The sequence below is a fragment of the Jiella soli genome (genome assembly GCF_020615385.1).
In the GTDB taxonomy this organism is placed as follows: Bacteria; Pseudomonadota; Alphaproteobacteria; order Rhizobiales; family Rhizobiaceae; genus VKMB-3413.
Genome location: NZ_JAJAVB010000002.1, coordinates 43236 through 58052, shown reverse-complemented (window position 1 = coordinate 58052; position 14817 = coordinate 43236). Strand labels below are relative to the sequence as shown.

The 14817-nt window shown below is 67.4% G+C and carries 16 protein-coding genes and 1 tRNA gene; 5 read left to right on the top strand and 12 right to left on the bottom strand.

Going from position 1 to position 14817, the window contains the following annotated elements; genetic code table 11:
- Window positions 1-63: 63 nt before the first annotated feature.
- Complete coding sequence (locus LH400_RS00555) at window positions 64-339, top strand: hemolysin XhlA family protein (protein ID WP_229150699.1); 276 nt, start codon at window positions 64-66, stop codon at window positions 337-339.
- Window positions 326-826 carry a hypothetical protein gene (locus tag LH400_RS00550; protein WP_229150698.1) on the top strand — a complete coding sequence of 167 codons (501 nt, stop codon included), beginning with the start codon at window positions 326-328 and terminating at the stop codon, window positions 824-826. Before LH400_RS00555 ends, LH400_RS00550 begins: the two co-directional genes overlap by 14 nt.
- 212 nt (window positions 827-1038) lie before the next feature.
- On the opposite strand, the gene LH400_RS00545 is transcribed toward LH400_RS00550, so the two are convergent.
- From LH400_RS00545 to LH400_RS00530, 4 genes are read right to left on the bottom strand one after another with little or no spacing between them, the layout of a single operon-like run.
- On the bottom strand, window positions 1039-1398 hold the full coding sequence (locus tag LH400_RS00545; RefSeq protein WP_229150697.1) for a hypothetical protein: 360 nt from the start codon (window positions 1396-1398) through the stop codon (window positions 1039-1041).
- Complete coding sequence (locus LH400_RS00540; protein WP_229150696.1) at window positions 1395-1643, bottom strand: hypothetical protein; 249 nt, start codon at window positions 1641-1643, stop codon at window positions 1395-1397. Before LH400_RS00540 ends, LH400_RS00545 begins: the two co-directional genes overlap by 4 nt.
- Window positions 1640-2059, bottom strand: a complete 420-nt coding sequence (locus LH400_RS00535; RefSeq protein WP_229150695.1) for a thermonuclease family protein — start codon at window positions 2057-2059, stop codon at window positions 1640-1642. The genes LH400_RS00540 and LH400_RS00535 overlap by 4 nt, the downstream gene beginning before the upstream one ends.
- On the bottom strand, window positions 2056-2220 hold the full coding sequence (locus LH400_RS00530) for a hypothetical protein (RefSeq protein WP_229150694.1): 165 nt from the start codon (window positions 2218-2220) through the stop codon (window positions 2056-2058). The genes LH400_RS00535 and LH400_RS00530 overlap by 4 nt, the downstream gene beginning before the upstream one ends.
- Window positions 2221-2405: 185 nt before the next feature.
- Here LH400_RS00530 and LH400_RS00525 point away from each other — a divergent pair.
- Window positions 2406-2482: transfer RNA gene (locus tag LH400_RS00525), tRNA-Pro, on the top strand.
- Between the two features lie 153 nt (window positions 2483-2635).
- Here LH400_RS00525 and LH400_RS00520 read toward each other — a convergent pair.
- The 3 genes from LH400_RS00520 to LH400_RS00510 are packed head-to-tail and all read right to left on the bottom strand — an operon-like array spanning window position 2636 to window position 5576.
- Window positions 2636-3391: an ABC transporter ATP-binding protein gene (locus LH400_RS00520; protein WP_229150693.1), complete on the bottom strand. Its 756-nt coding sequence runs from the start codon at window positions 3389-3391 to the stop codon at window positions 2636-2638.
- Window positions 3385-4452: a FecCD family ABC transporter permease gene (locus LH400_RS00515; protein ID WP_229150692.1), complete on the bottom strand. Its 1068-nt coding sequence runs from the start codon at window positions 4450-4452 to the stop codon at window positions 3385-3387. The genes LH400_RS00520 and LH400_RS00515 overlap by 7 nt, the downstream gene beginning before the upstream one ends.
- Window positions 4449-5576: an ABC transporter substrate-binding protein gene (locus LH400_RS00510; protein WP_229150691.1), complete on the bottom strand. Its 1128-nt coding sequence runs from the start codon at window positions 5574-5576 to the stop codon at window positions 4449-4451. The genes LH400_RS00515 and LH400_RS00510 overlap by 4 nt, the downstream gene beginning before the upstream one ends.
- A gap of 113 nt (window positions 5577-5689) precedes the next feature.
- On the opposite strand from LH400_RS00510, the gene LH400_RS00505 reads away from it, so the two are divergent.
- A complete protein-coding gene (locus LH400_RS00505; RefSeq protein ID WP_229150690.1) occupies window positions 5690-6493 on the top strand; it encodes a class I SAM-dependent methyltransferase in 804 nt (267 codons plus the stop codon).
- Window positions 6494-6541: 48 nt separating this feature from the next.
- Here LH400_RS00505 and LH400_RS00500 read toward each other — a convergent pair whose 3' ends face one another.
- From LH400_RS00500 to LH400_RS00490, 3 genes are all read right to left on the bottom strand, one after another.
- On the bottom strand, window positions 6542-9937 hold the full coding sequence (locus LH400_RS00500; protein ID WP_229150689.1) for an acyl-[ACP]--phospholipid O-acyltransferase: 3396 nt from the start codon (window positions 9935-9937) through the stop codon (window positions 6542-6544).
- A gap of 61 nt (window positions 9938-9998) precedes the next feature.
- The gene (locus tag LH400_RS00495) at window positions 9999-10271 is read right to left on the bottom strand and encodes a YiaA/YiaB family inner membrane protein (RefSeq protein WP_229150688.1); all 273 of its coding nucleotides are present in this window, start codon (window positions 10269-10271) and stop codon (window positions 9999-10001) included.
- 36 nt (window positions 10272-10307) lie between these two features.
- Window positions 10308-10982: a PspA/IM30 family protein gene (locus LH400_RS00490; RefSeq protein ID WP_229150687.1), complete on the bottom strand. Its 675-nt coding sequence runs from the start codon at window positions 10980-10982 to the stop codon at window positions 10308-10310.
- A gap of 124 nt (window positions 10983-11106) precedes the next feature.
- On the opposite strand from LH400_RS00490, the gene LH400_RS00485 reads away from it, so the two are divergent.
- On the top strand, window positions 11107-11712 hold the full coding sequence (locus LH400_RS00485) for a TetR/AcrR family transcriptional regulator (RefSeq protein WP_229150686.1): 606 nt from the start codon (window positions 11107-11109) through the stop codon (window positions 11710-11712).
- Window positions 11713-11761: 49 nt separating this feature from the next.
- Here LH400_RS00485 and LH400_RS00480 read toward each other — a convergent pair whose 3' ends face one another.
- Both LH400_RS00480 and LH400_RS00475 read right to left on the bottom strand, forming a co-directional pair.
- On the bottom strand, window positions 11762-13195 hold the full coding sequence (locus tag LH400_RS00480) for a phosphomannomutase (RefSeq protein ID WP_229150685.1): 1434 nt from the start codon (window positions 13193-13195) through the stop codon (window positions 11762-11764).
- A 67-nt stretch (window positions 13196-13262) separates the two neighbouring features.
- Entirely contained in the window at window positions 13263-14678 is a 1416-nt protein-coding gene (locus LH400_RS00475) for a mannose-1-phosphate guanylyltransferase/mannose-6-phosphate isomerase (protein WP_229150684.1), read from the bottom strand.
- Window positions 14679-14817 lie beyond the last annotated feature (139 nt).

Sequence of the window (14817 nt, the reverse complement as noted above, 5' to 3'; positions counted from 1 at the left end):
CTGGATGCGCGCGGGTGCGTGGTTTGGGAGCGCTGGAGACCGATCATCCGGAGCCGATAGCAGATGACTTCACCCGAAGAGACGGCCCAGCTGAAGGCCGACATCGTCGAGCTTCGGATCGACCACCGGGCCATCAACCAACGGATGACGACATTGGAGCGCCAGGCAGCTGTCGATGAAGAGCGGCAGAAACAGGTCCTCGAAAAGCTCGATGGCCTGAAGGTCGACTATGGCAAGCTCAATGGTCACCTCACCTGGATTATCCGGGTCCTCGTCGGGGCGATCATCGCAGCGTTCATCACCTTCATGGTCAAGGGGGGGCTCCATGTCGCTCCTTGACCGCGCGACAGGCAAGGTGGGCACACTCATCATCGCACTGCTGATCGTGTTGCCGCCGCTCTTTGCCGCCCAGCCATTCCTCTACAATCTCGGCGACCGGCTGTTCCAATGGGTCAATCCGGTGGCGATCGACTTCCACGCCCGCGGCTGGCGCCTCGACCCGGAGACGCAGCGCTGGTCGTTCAGGGTTTCCGGCCGGAAGGTCGACCAGAGCTGCGAATACATCCCTGGCCAGATGGTCACGGCGCTTATTCAGGCGACACCGGAGAGCGTCCCGGTCAAGAGCCAGATCACCTTCATCACAGACCGGACGGACTCGAGCCGGCCCGCCGGCTTCCAGGACTTCGGTCGATGGCAGATCGAACTGCCCGCCGTCTCGCCCGGCTCGCTCGTCCGCATTCGCGTCAAGCATATCTGCCCACACCGGAGAGATAACCCCGTCGTGACGGAACTGACGCCGCCCTTCCAGGTTGGCGTAGACACCTAACGACTGGCAGGTTTTCCAATGCGAATGATACTCCGCAGAGACGTCGCGCCACTCGTCGAGGCGTCCAACCGAGCGATGTTCAAGAGCAATCTGATGATGGCGTGCGCGCTGTGCGCCGTCGCGTCATGGGCGATCGTTTTGGTTACCTGACATTCTGCAGTCGCGATGAAGCGCCCGCCGATCCTTCACCGGGTCGGCGGGTCTTTTACGCTTCACGAGGCCCGAATATGCCAGAGAAGCAGAAGCACGCCGGCACTCGTGAGCATCAGGAGAGCTAGCAGCAGGCGCCTGATCCCCTTGATCTGCTCCAGAATGGACTGAGAATTCAGCGCTCCCCACGCTGCGTCCTGTCGGGAGTGGACGAGGAGGATATCGCGCGTTTGGTCCGAGAGGTTGTAGGCGTCTTCAGGAGCGCCGAAGCGGCCAAGCTCTTCCTGAACGGTGTTTCGCGCGGTCGCATGGTTTAACGATGCGAGCTCTTCGCCCTCGATCTCCCGGATAGTTTGATGCACTCGCGCCAACTCTTGATCCGCCGGGATGGACGGGCGCCATTTCCTGTTGTCGGCTGTCATCGGCCGGTGCTCCCGTCGGGGTTTGGCGCCTGCACCCTACACTCAACTTCCCGACAGCCGCAGGCGGCGCAGCGGATACCGGCCGGGCGCCAGCGGATGATGTTCTGGTCGGGACCGTAGATCTCGATCGCGCGCTCGATCGTCAGGTCCAGCCTGCGGCGGCAGTCCGCGTCGTCGCAGTAGAAGACCAGCCCGTGATTGCGAGCGGCAAGGCGGCCGAGCGTGTCGAGGACGATCTCGCTCATCGCTCGCAGCCTCCGACTGTTCGGTACGCGCCGCCGGAGAAGCGCGGCCAGTCGCAGGCGGCACGGCGGCGCACGAGCTGACGCGCGACGTCGACCCCGCCGACGAAGCACTGCGCGACAATGCGGTCGTAGCTCCTGCGATAGGAGCGGCCGTCGCAGGGCGTGCCATCGCCGACGGCGACGCAGCGGGCCGCGCGGCCGATCATCATCTGGCGCGCGGTCTTGGCCGAGCGCTTGCCCGCGCGCGTCGACAGCTCCGGCGCGTCGATGCCGCAGAGGCGGATCTCGGTCCGCCCGACGACGAGCGAGTCGCCGTCGATCACGCGGGTGACTGCGCCTCTGATCGGCGCGCCTGCTGCGGCGGGTGAGGTGACGATCGCGAGGACGGCGGCCAGGACGAGGCGAGGGCGCATCATGCCCACTCCAGATCGAGCGCCCGGAACGCCTCCGCGACATCGCCGAGCCCGTGGCTGATTAGAACGTCTTCGAGGACGGCGACGGCATCGGACAGGCGAAGTTCTGGCGGGGTGGCGGCGGCGAGCTTGGCGAGTTCGGTGATGGCTTCGGTGCGGGACATGTCAGGAGGACTCGTTGCTTTTCGGCATATCTAAACCTCGAACGCAAAGAGAACATCCCGTGGGACTTTCCGTGGGACTTGCGGTCTGAAAAGTCCCACTGTGCCGGCTTCGTTCCGCTTATCGGTTTCGCCCGGCGAAACACCTCTTGCGTCCAAAGCCCGACTTCTCTAGGGATTTCTCACGTCGGAGCGTAGCGCAGCCTGGTAGCGCACCTGAATGGGGTTCAGGGGGTCGGAGGTTCGAATCCTCTCGCTCCGACCATTTTCCCAAATGTCCGACCCGGACACATCGGTGACGGAACGGCCTTGTTGCGACGCCGCTTCCCCCCGGCGACCAGCCCAATGCCGGTCGAGCACCGCATGCACCGTCGACCTGGCCGTCGAGGTTATCCCAACGCACGCTGCGGCAGCCCTTTTACGGGGCGGTGCTGTCGACGATCAGCATGGGCCGCCCACGCGAGCAGTGCTCGACCCTGGCCTCGACACGGTAGACGTCGCGCAGCATTGCAGGCGTGATCACTTTGGCCGTTGGTCCGCCGGCCCGCATCTGGCCGTCCGCGATGACGATGGTCTGGTCGCAATATCGCAGCGCGTGGTTCAGGTCGTGCAGCGCGATCAGCACGGCCATGCCGGAGGCGACGGCGCGCTGCTGCATGAAGGCCAGGACCTCGATCTGGCGATAGAGGTCGAGCGCCGAGGTCGGCTCGTCCATGAGCAGCACCTCGGGCTTGCGGACGAGCGCCTGGGCGATGGCGACGAGCTGGCGCTGCCCGCCGGACAGTTCGCCAAGCTCGCGGAAGGCGAGGGGCTGGATGTCGAGCGCCCGCAGGATGTCGTCGATCCCGGTCAGTTCCGCGTCGCTGACCCGCCAGCCGGAGCCCTGCTTGGCCGCAAGGAGCACCGATTCGTAAACGGTCAGCACCGCGTTTCCGCCGGTATCCTGCGGCATGTAGCGGATCGCGTCCTTGCCGCTGGTCGCCCCGGACAGATGGACGGTTCCTGGCCCTGCCAGAAGTCCGGCGATCCGCTTGAACAGCGTCGACTTTCCGGCGGCATTCGGCCCGATCACCGCGGTCAGCGATCCGCCCTGCAGGAAGTCGGTGGCGATGCCGGAGAGAACCGTGCGCTTGCCGTAGGACGCGCCGACGCCGTCGAGAGCTACCGCTACCATGCGCGCCTCCGGCTGCCGAAGATCAGGACGAAGAAGAAGGGTACGCCCACGAGCGCGGTGATGACGCCGATCGGCAGGATCGCGCCCGGCAGGATCGTCTTCGAGACCACCGAGGTCACCGACAGGAGCAGCGCCCCGCATAGCACCGAGGCGGGCAGGAAGAACCTCTGGTCTTCGCCGACCAGCATGCGCGCCATGTGCGGCCCGACCAGCCCGACGAAGCCGATGGTTCCGACGAAGGACACCGGGATTGCGGCAAGCAGGCTGATCGTCAGCATGGTCTGCAGCCGCAGCCGCCGGACGTTGACGCCGAAGCTCGCCGCCTTGTCTTCGCCCAGCCGGAGCGCCGTCAGCGCCCAGGCCTGGCGTGCGAACAGCGGCACGGTCACGATGAGCACCGTCGCGGTGATGAACACTTTCGGCCAGGTCGCCTTGGTCAGGCTTCCCATCGTCCAGAACACGACCGCCGCAAGCGCCTGCTCGGAGGCGAGATATTCGAGAAGCGACAGGCAGGCGTTGAAGGTGAAGACGAGTGCGATGCCGAGCAGCACGATCGTTTCGACCGTCACGCCGCGCATGGTCGAGGCGAAATGGATGAACAGGGCCGCCGCCATCGCCATCACGAAGGCGTTGATCGGCACCATGTAGGCGACGGCGAGGGGCACCAGCGCCGTACCGGCCACCAGCGCCAGCGCGGCGCCGAAGGAGGCCGCCGCGGAGATGCCGAGCGTGAAGGGGCTCGCGAGCGGATTGGCGAGGATCGTTTGCATCTGCGCACCCGCCACCGAGAGCGAGGCACCGACCGTCACCGCCATCAGCGCGATCGGCATGCGGATGTCCCACACGATCACCCGGAGCTGGTCGCTCACCTGATCCGAGCGGAAGAGCGAATCCAGGACTTCCGCGATCGTGTAGTTGGCGGGTCCGAGTGCCATGTCGACGCAGACACTGGCGAACAAGGCTGCGCAGAGGACGGACAGGAGCGCGATGCGGCGAAAGGCGAGAGCGCGGTAGCGCTCCCGCCCTTCGCGGATTGCGGCATGCGAGGCGGCGACGCTCATTCGCCGCCTGCGAGTGACACGAAATAGCCCGGCTTGAACTCGAGCGGCAGGAAACGGGCGTGCAGCTCCTTGAAGGTCGCCTCCGGATCGAGGTCGCGGAAGAGATCGGGGTGCAGCCACTTGGCCATCTCCTGGATCGCCACGAACTGGTAGGGATTGTTGTAGAACTGGTGCCAGATCGCGTGCACCTTCCCGTTCTCCACGGCCTTGATGCCGGTGAAGGCAGGGCGCTTGGTCAGCGCCTCGAGCTTCTTTCGGGCAAGCGCCTCATCCGCGCCATAGCCGACGCCGACCCATGCGCCACCGGGAACATAGCCCTCCCAATTGCCGCCCGTTATGATCACCTGGTCGGGGTTGGAGGCGATGATCTGCTCAGGATTGACGGTGCCGAACGTGCCCGGGATGATGTCCTTGGCCATGTTGATGCCGCCGGCGATCTCGACCATCTTGCCGTAGTTCTCGTCACCGAAGGACATGCAGCAGTCGTCGGAATAGCCGCCCGCGCGCTCGACGAAGACCAGGGGGCGCTTCGGCTGCTCGCGGTCGAGCACATCGGTGACGGCCGCAATGCTCTCCTTGCGGAATTCGATGAAGTCCTCGGCGACTTCTTCCTTGCCGAACAGCTTGCCGATCAGCCGCATGGACGGCTCGGTGTTGACCATCGGCTTCTCGCGGAAGTCGACATAGACGAGCGGAATGCCGACCTTCTCCAGCGTGCCGATGTAGCCGGCCTCTTCGGTCGCGGTCTTGGCATCGACATTCATCAGGATCACGTCGGGCTTCAGCGCGACCGCCTGCTCGACGTCGAACGTGCCGTCCTTCATGCCGCCGAAGGTCGGCAGCTCACCGATCTCGGGGTACTTCTCGAGATAGGCCGCATAGGTCTCCGGATCGGCCTTGGTGAGATCGTCCCGCCAGCCGACGATGCGCTGGAACGGCGCGTCGCGGTCGAGAGCGGCGACGAAGTAGATCTGTCGGCCCTCGCCGAGGATGACGCGCTTGACAGGCGTCTCGACCGTCACAGTGCGTCCGGTGACGTCGGTGACGGTTGCGGCGAAGCCGGGTCCGCTCGCAAGAGCGACAACGGCAACAGCGATGGCGGCAAGGTGCCGGAAAACCCGCATGATCCAGGTTCCTTCTCGGATGGTCGATGCGGGCTGTCTTCGAATTTATGACTTGGATAGTCAATATTTATCTTTTAGAGGGATTCGAAGCAGATGGGGATCGGCGGGACGAGATGGCGACAGGCGCGAACTACGGATTGCGGGACGAAATCCGGGACTTCTGGTCGGAACGAGCGGCGAGCTTCGACGAGTTTCCCGGTCACGAAATCTTTAGCGAACGGGAGCGCCGGGCCTGGCATGCGCTGATCGAACGGCACCTCGGCGAGGCGGGAGGTCGCAGCGCGCTGGACCTGGCGAGCGGCACCGGCGTCGTCTCCCATCTCCTCGATGATCTGGGGTTCCGCGTGACCGGCCTCGACTGGTCGGAAGCGATGCTCGAGCGGGCAGCGTCGAAGGCGGCCTCCCGCGACCGGCGGATCACCTTCCGGCTCGGCGATGCCGAGCGCATCATCGAGGCGGACGGCAGTTTCGACGTCGTGGTCACCCGCCACCTCGTCTGGACCCTCGTCGACCCGGCCGCGGCGTTTGCCGAGTGGCTGCGGGTCCTGAAGCCCGGCGGAACGCTGCTGGTCATCGACGGCGACTTCGTCAGCCAGGGCCCCCTCGAACGGCTGATCGCCAGGCTCGAGCGATTCGCGCAGCGCCGCGGCGTGCTTGCTGCTGCCTCCGGTCCCGCTCTTCCGGGCGATCTCGCCGCGCGCCACCGCAGCATTCTTTCACGGGTGCACTTCAAGGACGGGGCACGCGCCGGCGACGTCGCGCAGATGCTTACCGATGCCGGCTTTGCCGACATTACGATCGACCGGCGGCTCGGCCCGATCCACCGCGCGCAGGCCCGTGCAATGCCGCTGACCAAGGGGCTGGCGCGTCAGGTTCAGCACCGCTACGCGATCCGCGCCATCAAGCCGAGCGACTGAAGGCGCACCCAGCCGGTTCCGGCCAGGTGCGCCTTTGCCGGTTCCGGCTCAGGCCGCGACGGCCGGATCGTCGAGGGCATTGAGGACCGCGCGGCGGGTGCCGACGAAGTCGACCTTGCCCGTGCCGAGCAGCGGGATGGCGAAGTCCGACATGATCTGCGATGGCATCGCGATCTCCGGCAGCCCTTGCCGGCGCGCCACCTCGCGAAGCGTCACCTTGTCGGCGTCCTTGGCCTCGGTCGCGAGCACGATGCGCTCGCCCCTGCGCTTGTCCGGCACCGAGACGGCGCAGGACTTCACGTCCGGCCAGGTCTCCGAAGCGGCGTTCTCGACGGCCGCCAGCGAGATCATCTCGCCGCCGATCTTGGCGAAGCGCTTGGCGCGCCCGCGGATGGTCACGAAGCCCTCGGCATCGATCGAGACGATGTCGCCGGTGTCGTGCCAGCCGCCGTCCGGCGCTTCGAGAATGCCGGGCCGGTCTTCCTTCAGATAGCCGGCCATGACGTTCGGGCCGCGCACATGGAGGCGTCCGCCGTCCTCGATGCCCGGAACCGTCTCGAGGCGCGCCTCGACCCCCGGCATCAGCCGGCCGACGCTGCCCGCGCGCGCATGCATCGGCGTGTTCAGCGCGATGACTGGCGCGGTCTCGGTCACGCCATAACCTTCGAGGAGACGCACACCGAACCGTTCGGCCCAGACGCGGCGCGTCGATTCCTTCACAGGCTCGGCGCCGGCGAAGACGTAGCGAAGCGAGCGGAAGTCGTAAGGGTTTGCCGTGCGGGCATAGCCGGTGAGGAAGGTGTCGGTGCCGAACATGATCGTCGCGTTCGAGCGGTAGACCGCCTCCGGAACCATGCGGAAGTGCAGCGGCGAAGGGTAAAGATAGGTCGGGACGCCCGAGACGAGCGGCAGGAGCGTCCCTGCGGTGAGGCCGAAGGCGTGGAACATCGGCAGGACGTTGAACACCTTGTCGGAGGAGTCGAAGTCGATGCGCTGCGCCGCCTGGGCGACATTGGCCATGATGTTGCGATGGGTAAGGACGACACCCTTGGGCGTTCCTTCCGAGCCGGAGGTGAAGAGGATCACCGCCGCATCGTCCGGACCGCGCGCGACGAGCGGCCGGCGGCGGGAGAGAACGCCGCGCAGCTTGTCGACAAGCCCGATCGAGGCCCTGACATCTTCGAGGTAGACGAGCTCGACAGTCTCGGAGAGGGCTCCCGCGAGATCGCCGAGCTTCGCCTTCTCGATGAATTTGCGGGAGGTGAGGACCGTGCGGATCTCGGCTACGCGGCAGGCGGCCAGAACATTTGCCTTGCCAGCCGTGAAGTTCAGCATGGCCGGAATGCGTCCCGCCGACATCAGGGCGAGCGTGGTGACGCAGGTGCCGATCGCATTGGGAAGAAGCACGCCGACATTCATCTGGCCTTCCATCTGTCCGGCGAGCCGGCGAGCGAGCACGGCGACCGCGGTGAGCAGCCTGCCATAGGTCATTTGGCCGGCGACCGGGTCTTCCAGCGCGAGGGCGCCGGTGCCGCGCTCGCGGGTGATCGCCAGCACCGCCTGCGGCACGGTGCACTCGATCGAGGTGGTTTCGGCGAGCATGTCGCTCATGACGTCGTGGAGGGCGAGGCCGGCGGCGGCGCGGCGGGCGCGGCCCTTCAGGTTCTCCGGCACGTTCAGCGAGACGGGTTCCAGCATGGTGACCTTCACTTTCGGGAACAGGGCCTTGCGGACCTGGCGTCCGGTGAGGCGCGAGAAGGGACTGCGTTCAAGGCCTTCGATGCGCACCGGCACGATCGGGACACCCGCCTTCTCGGCGATCATCGCGGTGCCGTCGTAGATCTTCATGAGCCTGCCGGTGACGGTGATCCGTCCCTCCGGGAAGATGACGAGGGGATCGCCCCCCTGAACGGCGCGCACGAGGGTGCGCGTGCCGATCGGCTTGGTCGGATCGATCGGCATCGCCTTCACCAGCCGCAGGAACGGCCGCACCCACCAGGCCTCGGCCGTGGTCCGATCGATGGCGAAGGCCGGCTTGCGGTCGGTCAGGGTCATCACGAGGGCCGCGTCCAGAAAACTCGTGTGGTTCACCGCGAGGATGGGGTTTTCGCCGGCCTTGGCAAGGTTTTCGAGGCCTTCGACTTCGAGGCCGTGAAAGGCGCGGAAGACGATCGAGATGAGGTCGCGGAAGGGATCGGTCGGCAGCGCGCGCAGCATCATGGCGGCGACGAGGAAATTGCCGGCGGCGAGAATGGCGAGAACGGCGATAGCCGAGAGTCCGATGGCCTGGAGCCCTGCGACGAGACCACCGGCAAGGACCATCAGGCCGGAGGACAGGACATTGGCGCCGGCGACGGTCCGGGCCCGGCGCTCCGGCGCGGCCCAGGCCTGGAGGGCGGCAAAGCTCGGAACGGCGACGAGAGCGCCGCCGAAGGCGATGCCGGCAAGGTCGAGCAGTAGCCACACGCCGTCTGCCGAAGTCGCGAAGGTGGTCCAGCCGAGCGTTGCGTTCGGCGTAGCGCCATGGAGCCGGAAGACGAGGTCGAGCGTCGCGGCACCCATCAGGAGACATCCGGCCGGCGCCGGCAGGAGCACGATCTTGCCCTTGCCGAGCCAGGCGGCGAAGGCGGAGCCGAGACCGACCGCGACGGCGAAGGCAGCAAGGCAGAGCGTGACGACGGTCTCGTCCCCGCCGAGCGTGGTGCCCACGAGAACAGGCAGGACGGAGAGGACGATCGCCCCCACGACCCAGAACCAGGCCGACATCAGGGCCACGGCGAAGATGCGGCGGTCCGCCTTCGTCTCACGCAGAAGGCGCCAGGTCGCGCGCAGCGGATTGGCGTCGACGGTATTTTCCGCCGAGGCCGGAGGAGCCGAGGGGATCGCCCTCGATGCGAGATAGGTGACGACGGACAGCGCCGCGATGCCGATCCCGAAGGCCCAGAGGGGAACACCGGCGGACAGGACGAGCCCGGCGCCGATCGTCCCGCCGAGGATCGCCGCGAAGGTCGCGCCCTCGATCCAGGCATTGGCCGCCGCAAGGTCCTGCGTCGGCAGGTGGTCCGGCAGGATGCCGTATTTCACCGGGCCGAACAGGGCCGAGACGCTTCCGAAGGCGAAGAGCGCCAGAAAGAGCAGCGGGATGGACGATGTCGCAAGGCCGGCGGCCGCGATCAGGGCGGCGCCGACCTCGACTGCCTTCAGCAGCCGGGCGACGAGCGCCTTGTCGTGGCGATCGGCGATCTCGCCGCCGGTGGCCGAGAACAGGAGGAATGGCAGCATGAAGACGGCGCCGGCGAGCGTGACCAGGGAGGGCGAGCCTTCGCCGGCAGTGTGGAAGAGGATGATGAGCGCGAGCGCGTTCTTCAGGAGGTTGTCTGAGACCGCCGAGAGGAACTGTGTGGCAAAGAGCGGCGCGAAACGGCGTGAAGCGAGGAGAGACATGGAGAAGCTCCGGATGAGGGGGACGTGCCCGGCCGGCGGGCCGGGCACGCGGGGTGCGGGATCAGGCGGCGCGGGACAGCCCGCCGATCATCTTTTCCGTCCGCAGTTCTTCCTGGCGGATCGTCTCCTTGTTGGCCTCCTCGACGTCGCGGAGCGTCCGCGTGATCGTGACAGTGGTGTGGACCAGCATGATCGCGGCCATAGCGTAGAAGCCCTTGGCGGCGAAGCTCGCCTCCAGGAAGTAGATGCCGCCGGCCATCATCAGCGAGGCGACGACGAAGGAGATGACGGTGAAGATCGTCCAGGCATTGGTAGGGATGCGATTGGCGTTCATGAGAATGTCCTTTCCGGGATCGGTCGGGGGAAGAGATCAGGCGGCGTCATTCCTGCGGGCGCGAAGCCGGTCGAGGACGGCGTCGGCGCTGCCCTCGCGGGCCGGGCCGCAGCCGGCGGCGGCAAGGCGGTCCTCAACGGGGCTTTGCCGGCAGACGGTGGCTTCTGCGGCGAGGGCGTCTTCGGCGGTCTGGGCGTCCTCGAGGCCGGCAAGGGTCGCTTCCGCTTCCGACAGCGTCGCGAGCGACGTCGTATCCGGGCGTGCCGACAGCGATTGGACGCGGGCGCGGACGGCGACGAGATCGCGGCCCCGCGACAGGCGCCGCAGGCGGGTCTCGCACCGGCGCAGATACGGACGCCTTGCGGCGATTTCGGCCCGCATCTTCTCGATGCCCTCGCGGCAGAGCGCGCGCTCGCACTCCATGTCGGCGATCTCCTGCGCGCCGTCGCTTGCGAGATCCTCAAGCCCCTTGTCCAGCGCCGCCACGACGCGGGTCTCGATGTCGCGGATGCGCACGTCGAGCGCGCGGACGGCCTCTTCCTCGCGGACAAGGCTCGCCTCGGAGAGCGCGAGCGCACGCCGAGCATCGTCGAGGGCGGCGGCCGCCTCGCGGATCTGCTGGTCGAGGATGGTGCGGGCGTGCCGCGCCGCGACGGCTTCGGCCGCCTCGTGCGCCCGTCCCCGGGCGATGGTGGTGAACAGTCGGAACATGCGCATTCTCCTTGTGGACAGCTATAAGAGCATCGCTCCTATAGCTAGGATACACTGGAAACCGCAGGCGTCAATCCGTATAGGAGGAGTGCTCCTAAATAAATTCGGGAACCGGAGACGAGGCATGCCGAGGGGAAAGATCAGGAATGCGGAGGAGGTGCGGGGCGAGATCCTGGAGGCGGCACGCGCGCTGATGATCGAGGGCGGGGTCCGCGCGGTGCGCCTGCGCGAGATCCTCGCCCGTTCGGGCGCATCCAACGGTCAGCTCTACGGCATCTTCGCCAACACCGACGAAATCATTCTCGGCGTGAATACCGAGACGCTCGGGCGGCTCGAACACCGGCTGAAGTCGGTCGACGCGAGCGACTCGCTCGAATGCCTCGTGGCGCTCGCCCGGTGCTATCTCGGCTTTGCCTCCGACGAGACGCCGCTCTGGCGGGCCCTGTTCGAATTCGTGCCGGCCGATGGCGGCGCGACCGCCGAGAGCCTGCAGGCGGACCAGGCACGGCTGTTCGAGCTTGCCGCCGGGCCGCTTTCGGAGCTCTTCCCGGACCTTGGCGAAGCCGAGGTTCTCCTGCGGGCGAGGACCCTGTTCTCAGCGGTGCACGGGATCGTCTCGATCTCGCTCGAAAGCCGCTATGCGGGCGTCACCATCGAGAGGCTGGAAGATGAACTGGCGGGCCTCGTGCGGGCGGCGCTCGTCGGCTTCCGCACCGTTTCGCCACACTGACCGTCGGGCAGCGCAGGGCAGGGGCCGCGCGGCCGGGCCGCGGCTCTGGTCAGGCGTTGGGGTCCATCGCCTTTGCCGCAGCGTCCAGCCCCCAGGTGAGAAGGCGCTGCGCCTTTGCGGCGTCGCCCGCCTCGACATAGCAGCGGAGTTCCGGCGCGTTGCCCGACGCGCGGTAGTGGACGACAGCGCCGCTCTCCAGCGTTACGCGGACCCCGTCGATCCCGTCGACGGCGTCGGCCCGGCCGATCGGGGCGAAAAAGGCCTCGCGCCAGGCGGAATCCTCGGCGAGGCGGGAGAGGAACGGCCCGCTGCGGTCGGCCTTCACCTCAGGGAGGCGATGCGCGGCGGCGTGACCGGCGTCGAGATCGGCAACGAGGTCGGCGAGCGCTTTGCCCGTCCGCGCCATCTCGGCCAGCACCGCGGCGATCGGCAGGACGGCGTCGCGCGTCGGCAGGGCCGCGAGCCGGCGCCCGTCGCGGACGATGTCGGAACCGAGCAGAAGGCCGCCATTCGCCTCGAAGCCGACGATGCCCGACGCGCCGCTGGCTGCGGCCTCCGCCATACCGGCGATGACGAACGGGCTGCCGACCCTGGTCCTGATGACGCTGTCCGCAATGCCGGAGCGCTCGATCGCCGAGCTCGACGTCACCGGCGTCACCAGAGTGGAGAGGCCGAGATGCCGGGCGGTGAGGAGCCCGAGGACGTCGCCGCGCAGCACCGTCCCGTGCCGATCAGCGACCAGCGGCCGGTCGGCGTCGCCATCGGTCGAGACGAAGGCGTCGCAGCGTTGCTCGGCGGCCCAGCCGGCGAGGAGGTGGAGGTCCTCGGGCCGGTGCGCCTCGGTGTCGACGGGGATGAAGGCCTCGGCGCGGCCGTAGCGGACGACGGTGGCGCCGAGCCCGCCGAGTATGTCTGTGAGGAGATCGCGGGCGACGGAGGAATGCTGGTAGACGCCGACGGCAAGGCCGGAAAGGGCTTGGGGCCCGAAGAACTCGGTATAGCGGGCGGCGTAGGTCTCGGCGACCGCCAGCGGTTCGGCGGCGGGTCCAGCCTCATCCGGCCGGCGCTCGGCGTCGCTCAGGCTGGCGAAGGCGGAAAGGATGCCGGCCTCGTCCGCCTTGCTGATCTCGCCGTCCGGCCGATAGAACTTCAGCCCGTTGCGGTCGTCCGGAATGTGGCTTCCGGTGACCATGATCGCAGGCGCTCCGCGGGACATCGCGGCAAGCGCCAGCGCTGGCGTCGGCACGGCGCCGCAGTCGCGCGGGGAGAAGCCGGCGCGCCGGGCGGCGGAGGCCGCGAGCCGCGCGATCTCCGGGCTGCTGGATCTGAGGTCGCGGCCGATCAGCACCTCGCGCTCGCCGCCTTCGGGCATCGTGCCGGCGACATGCTTCAGGAAGGCCAGCGCATAGGCATGGCTCGGCCAGCCCTGAAGGTCCGTGACCAGGCCGCGGAGGCCGCTCGTGCCGAACTTCAGCGAGGTCATGGGCGGTGCTCTTCTATAGGGCGATTGCGATGGAAGCGTGCGGGCGAGACGGTGACGGCGGAGCGGATCAGGCCCGGGCGTAGACGTCCTCGATGCGCACGATGTCGTCCTCGCCGGTATAGCTGCCGACCTGCACCTCGATGAGCTTCAGATCGATCTTGCCGGGGTTCCTCAGCCGGTGGACGCAGCCGATCGGCAGATAGGCCGCCTCGTTCTCGTGGTAGAGCTTCACCGTGTCGTCGATCGTCACCTCGGCCGTGCCGTGGACGACCACCCAGTGCTCGGCGCGGTGGTGGTGGCGCTGCAGGCTGAGCGTCCCGCCCGGCTTGACGCAGATATGCTTGACCTGGAAGCGGTCGCCGATGTCGATCCGCTGGTACCAGCCCCAGGGCCGGTAGATCTTCAGATGCTCGCCGGCCTCGCGCCGGCCGTCCGACTTCAGCGCGGCCACCAGCGTCTTGACGTTCGGCGCGGCGTCCATCGAGGTGACGAGAACCGCATCATGCGTGGTTACGACGACGACGCGGTCGAGGCCGAGCACGGTGGTCAGCATGTCGTCCGATCGCACGAAGCTGTTGGTCGTCTCGAGCGCGACGACGTCGCCTTCCAGCCGATTGCCGTTCTCGTCCTTCTGCTTGACCTCGTGGAGCGAATCCCATGAGCCGATGTCCGACCAGCCGAAATCGGCGGCGAGGACACCCGCATGCTCGGTCTTCTCCATCACCGCATAGTCGATCGAGATGGTCGGCGAAGCGGAGAAGGCGGCCGCGTCGAGGCGGATGAAGTCGAGATCGAGCACGGCATTGTCGACCGCGTCGCGCGCCGCCGCCACGACCTTCGGGACGTAGCGCTCGAGCTCGCGCAGCATCAGGGCGGCGGGAAAGGCGAAATTGCCGCTGTTCCAGAGGAAGCCCTCGGCAATGTAGCGCTCGGCGGTGGGAGCGTCCGGCTTTTCGACGAAGCGTTCGAGGACGAAGGCGTCGGCACCGAGGCTCTCGCGGCCGGGCTGGACATAGCCATAGGCGGTCGAGGCGTGGTCGGGGCGGATGCCGAGCGTCATGATCCGGCCGGAAGCGGCGAGCCGCGCGGCCTGGTGGATCGTCTCCAGGAACGCCGCCTCGTCGCCGATCACATGGTCGGAGGCAAGGACAAGGCAGACGGCGTCCTCGGTCCGGCGCTCGGCCATCACGGCGCCGACGGCGACCGCGGCGGCGCTGTCGCGGCGCTCGGGCTCCAGCACGACGTCGGCGGCGATCCCGAGCCGGGCGAGCTGCTCGGCGCAGGTGAAGCGGAATTGCTCGTTGGTGACGACGATCGGCCGGGCAAAGCCCTCGCCGGCGACCCGGCGCACCGTCGCCTGGAAGGCCGACAGGCCCTCGCCGAGAAGCTCGATGAACTGCTTCGGCATGGTGTCGCGCGACACCGGCCAGAGCCGTGTGCCGGAGCCGCCGGCCATGATGATCGGCGTGACGGGCTGGGTCATGGGCCGGTTACTCCAAGCCTGGTGAAGCAAAAGGGCAGCCTAAGCCTGATTGTCTTAGAAAGGCTTGTCGGGCAAGGGCTGCGCCGGCAGTTTTTCCGGTCAGGATAAACAGAAGATCGACGGACCGAAGTGGCCGACG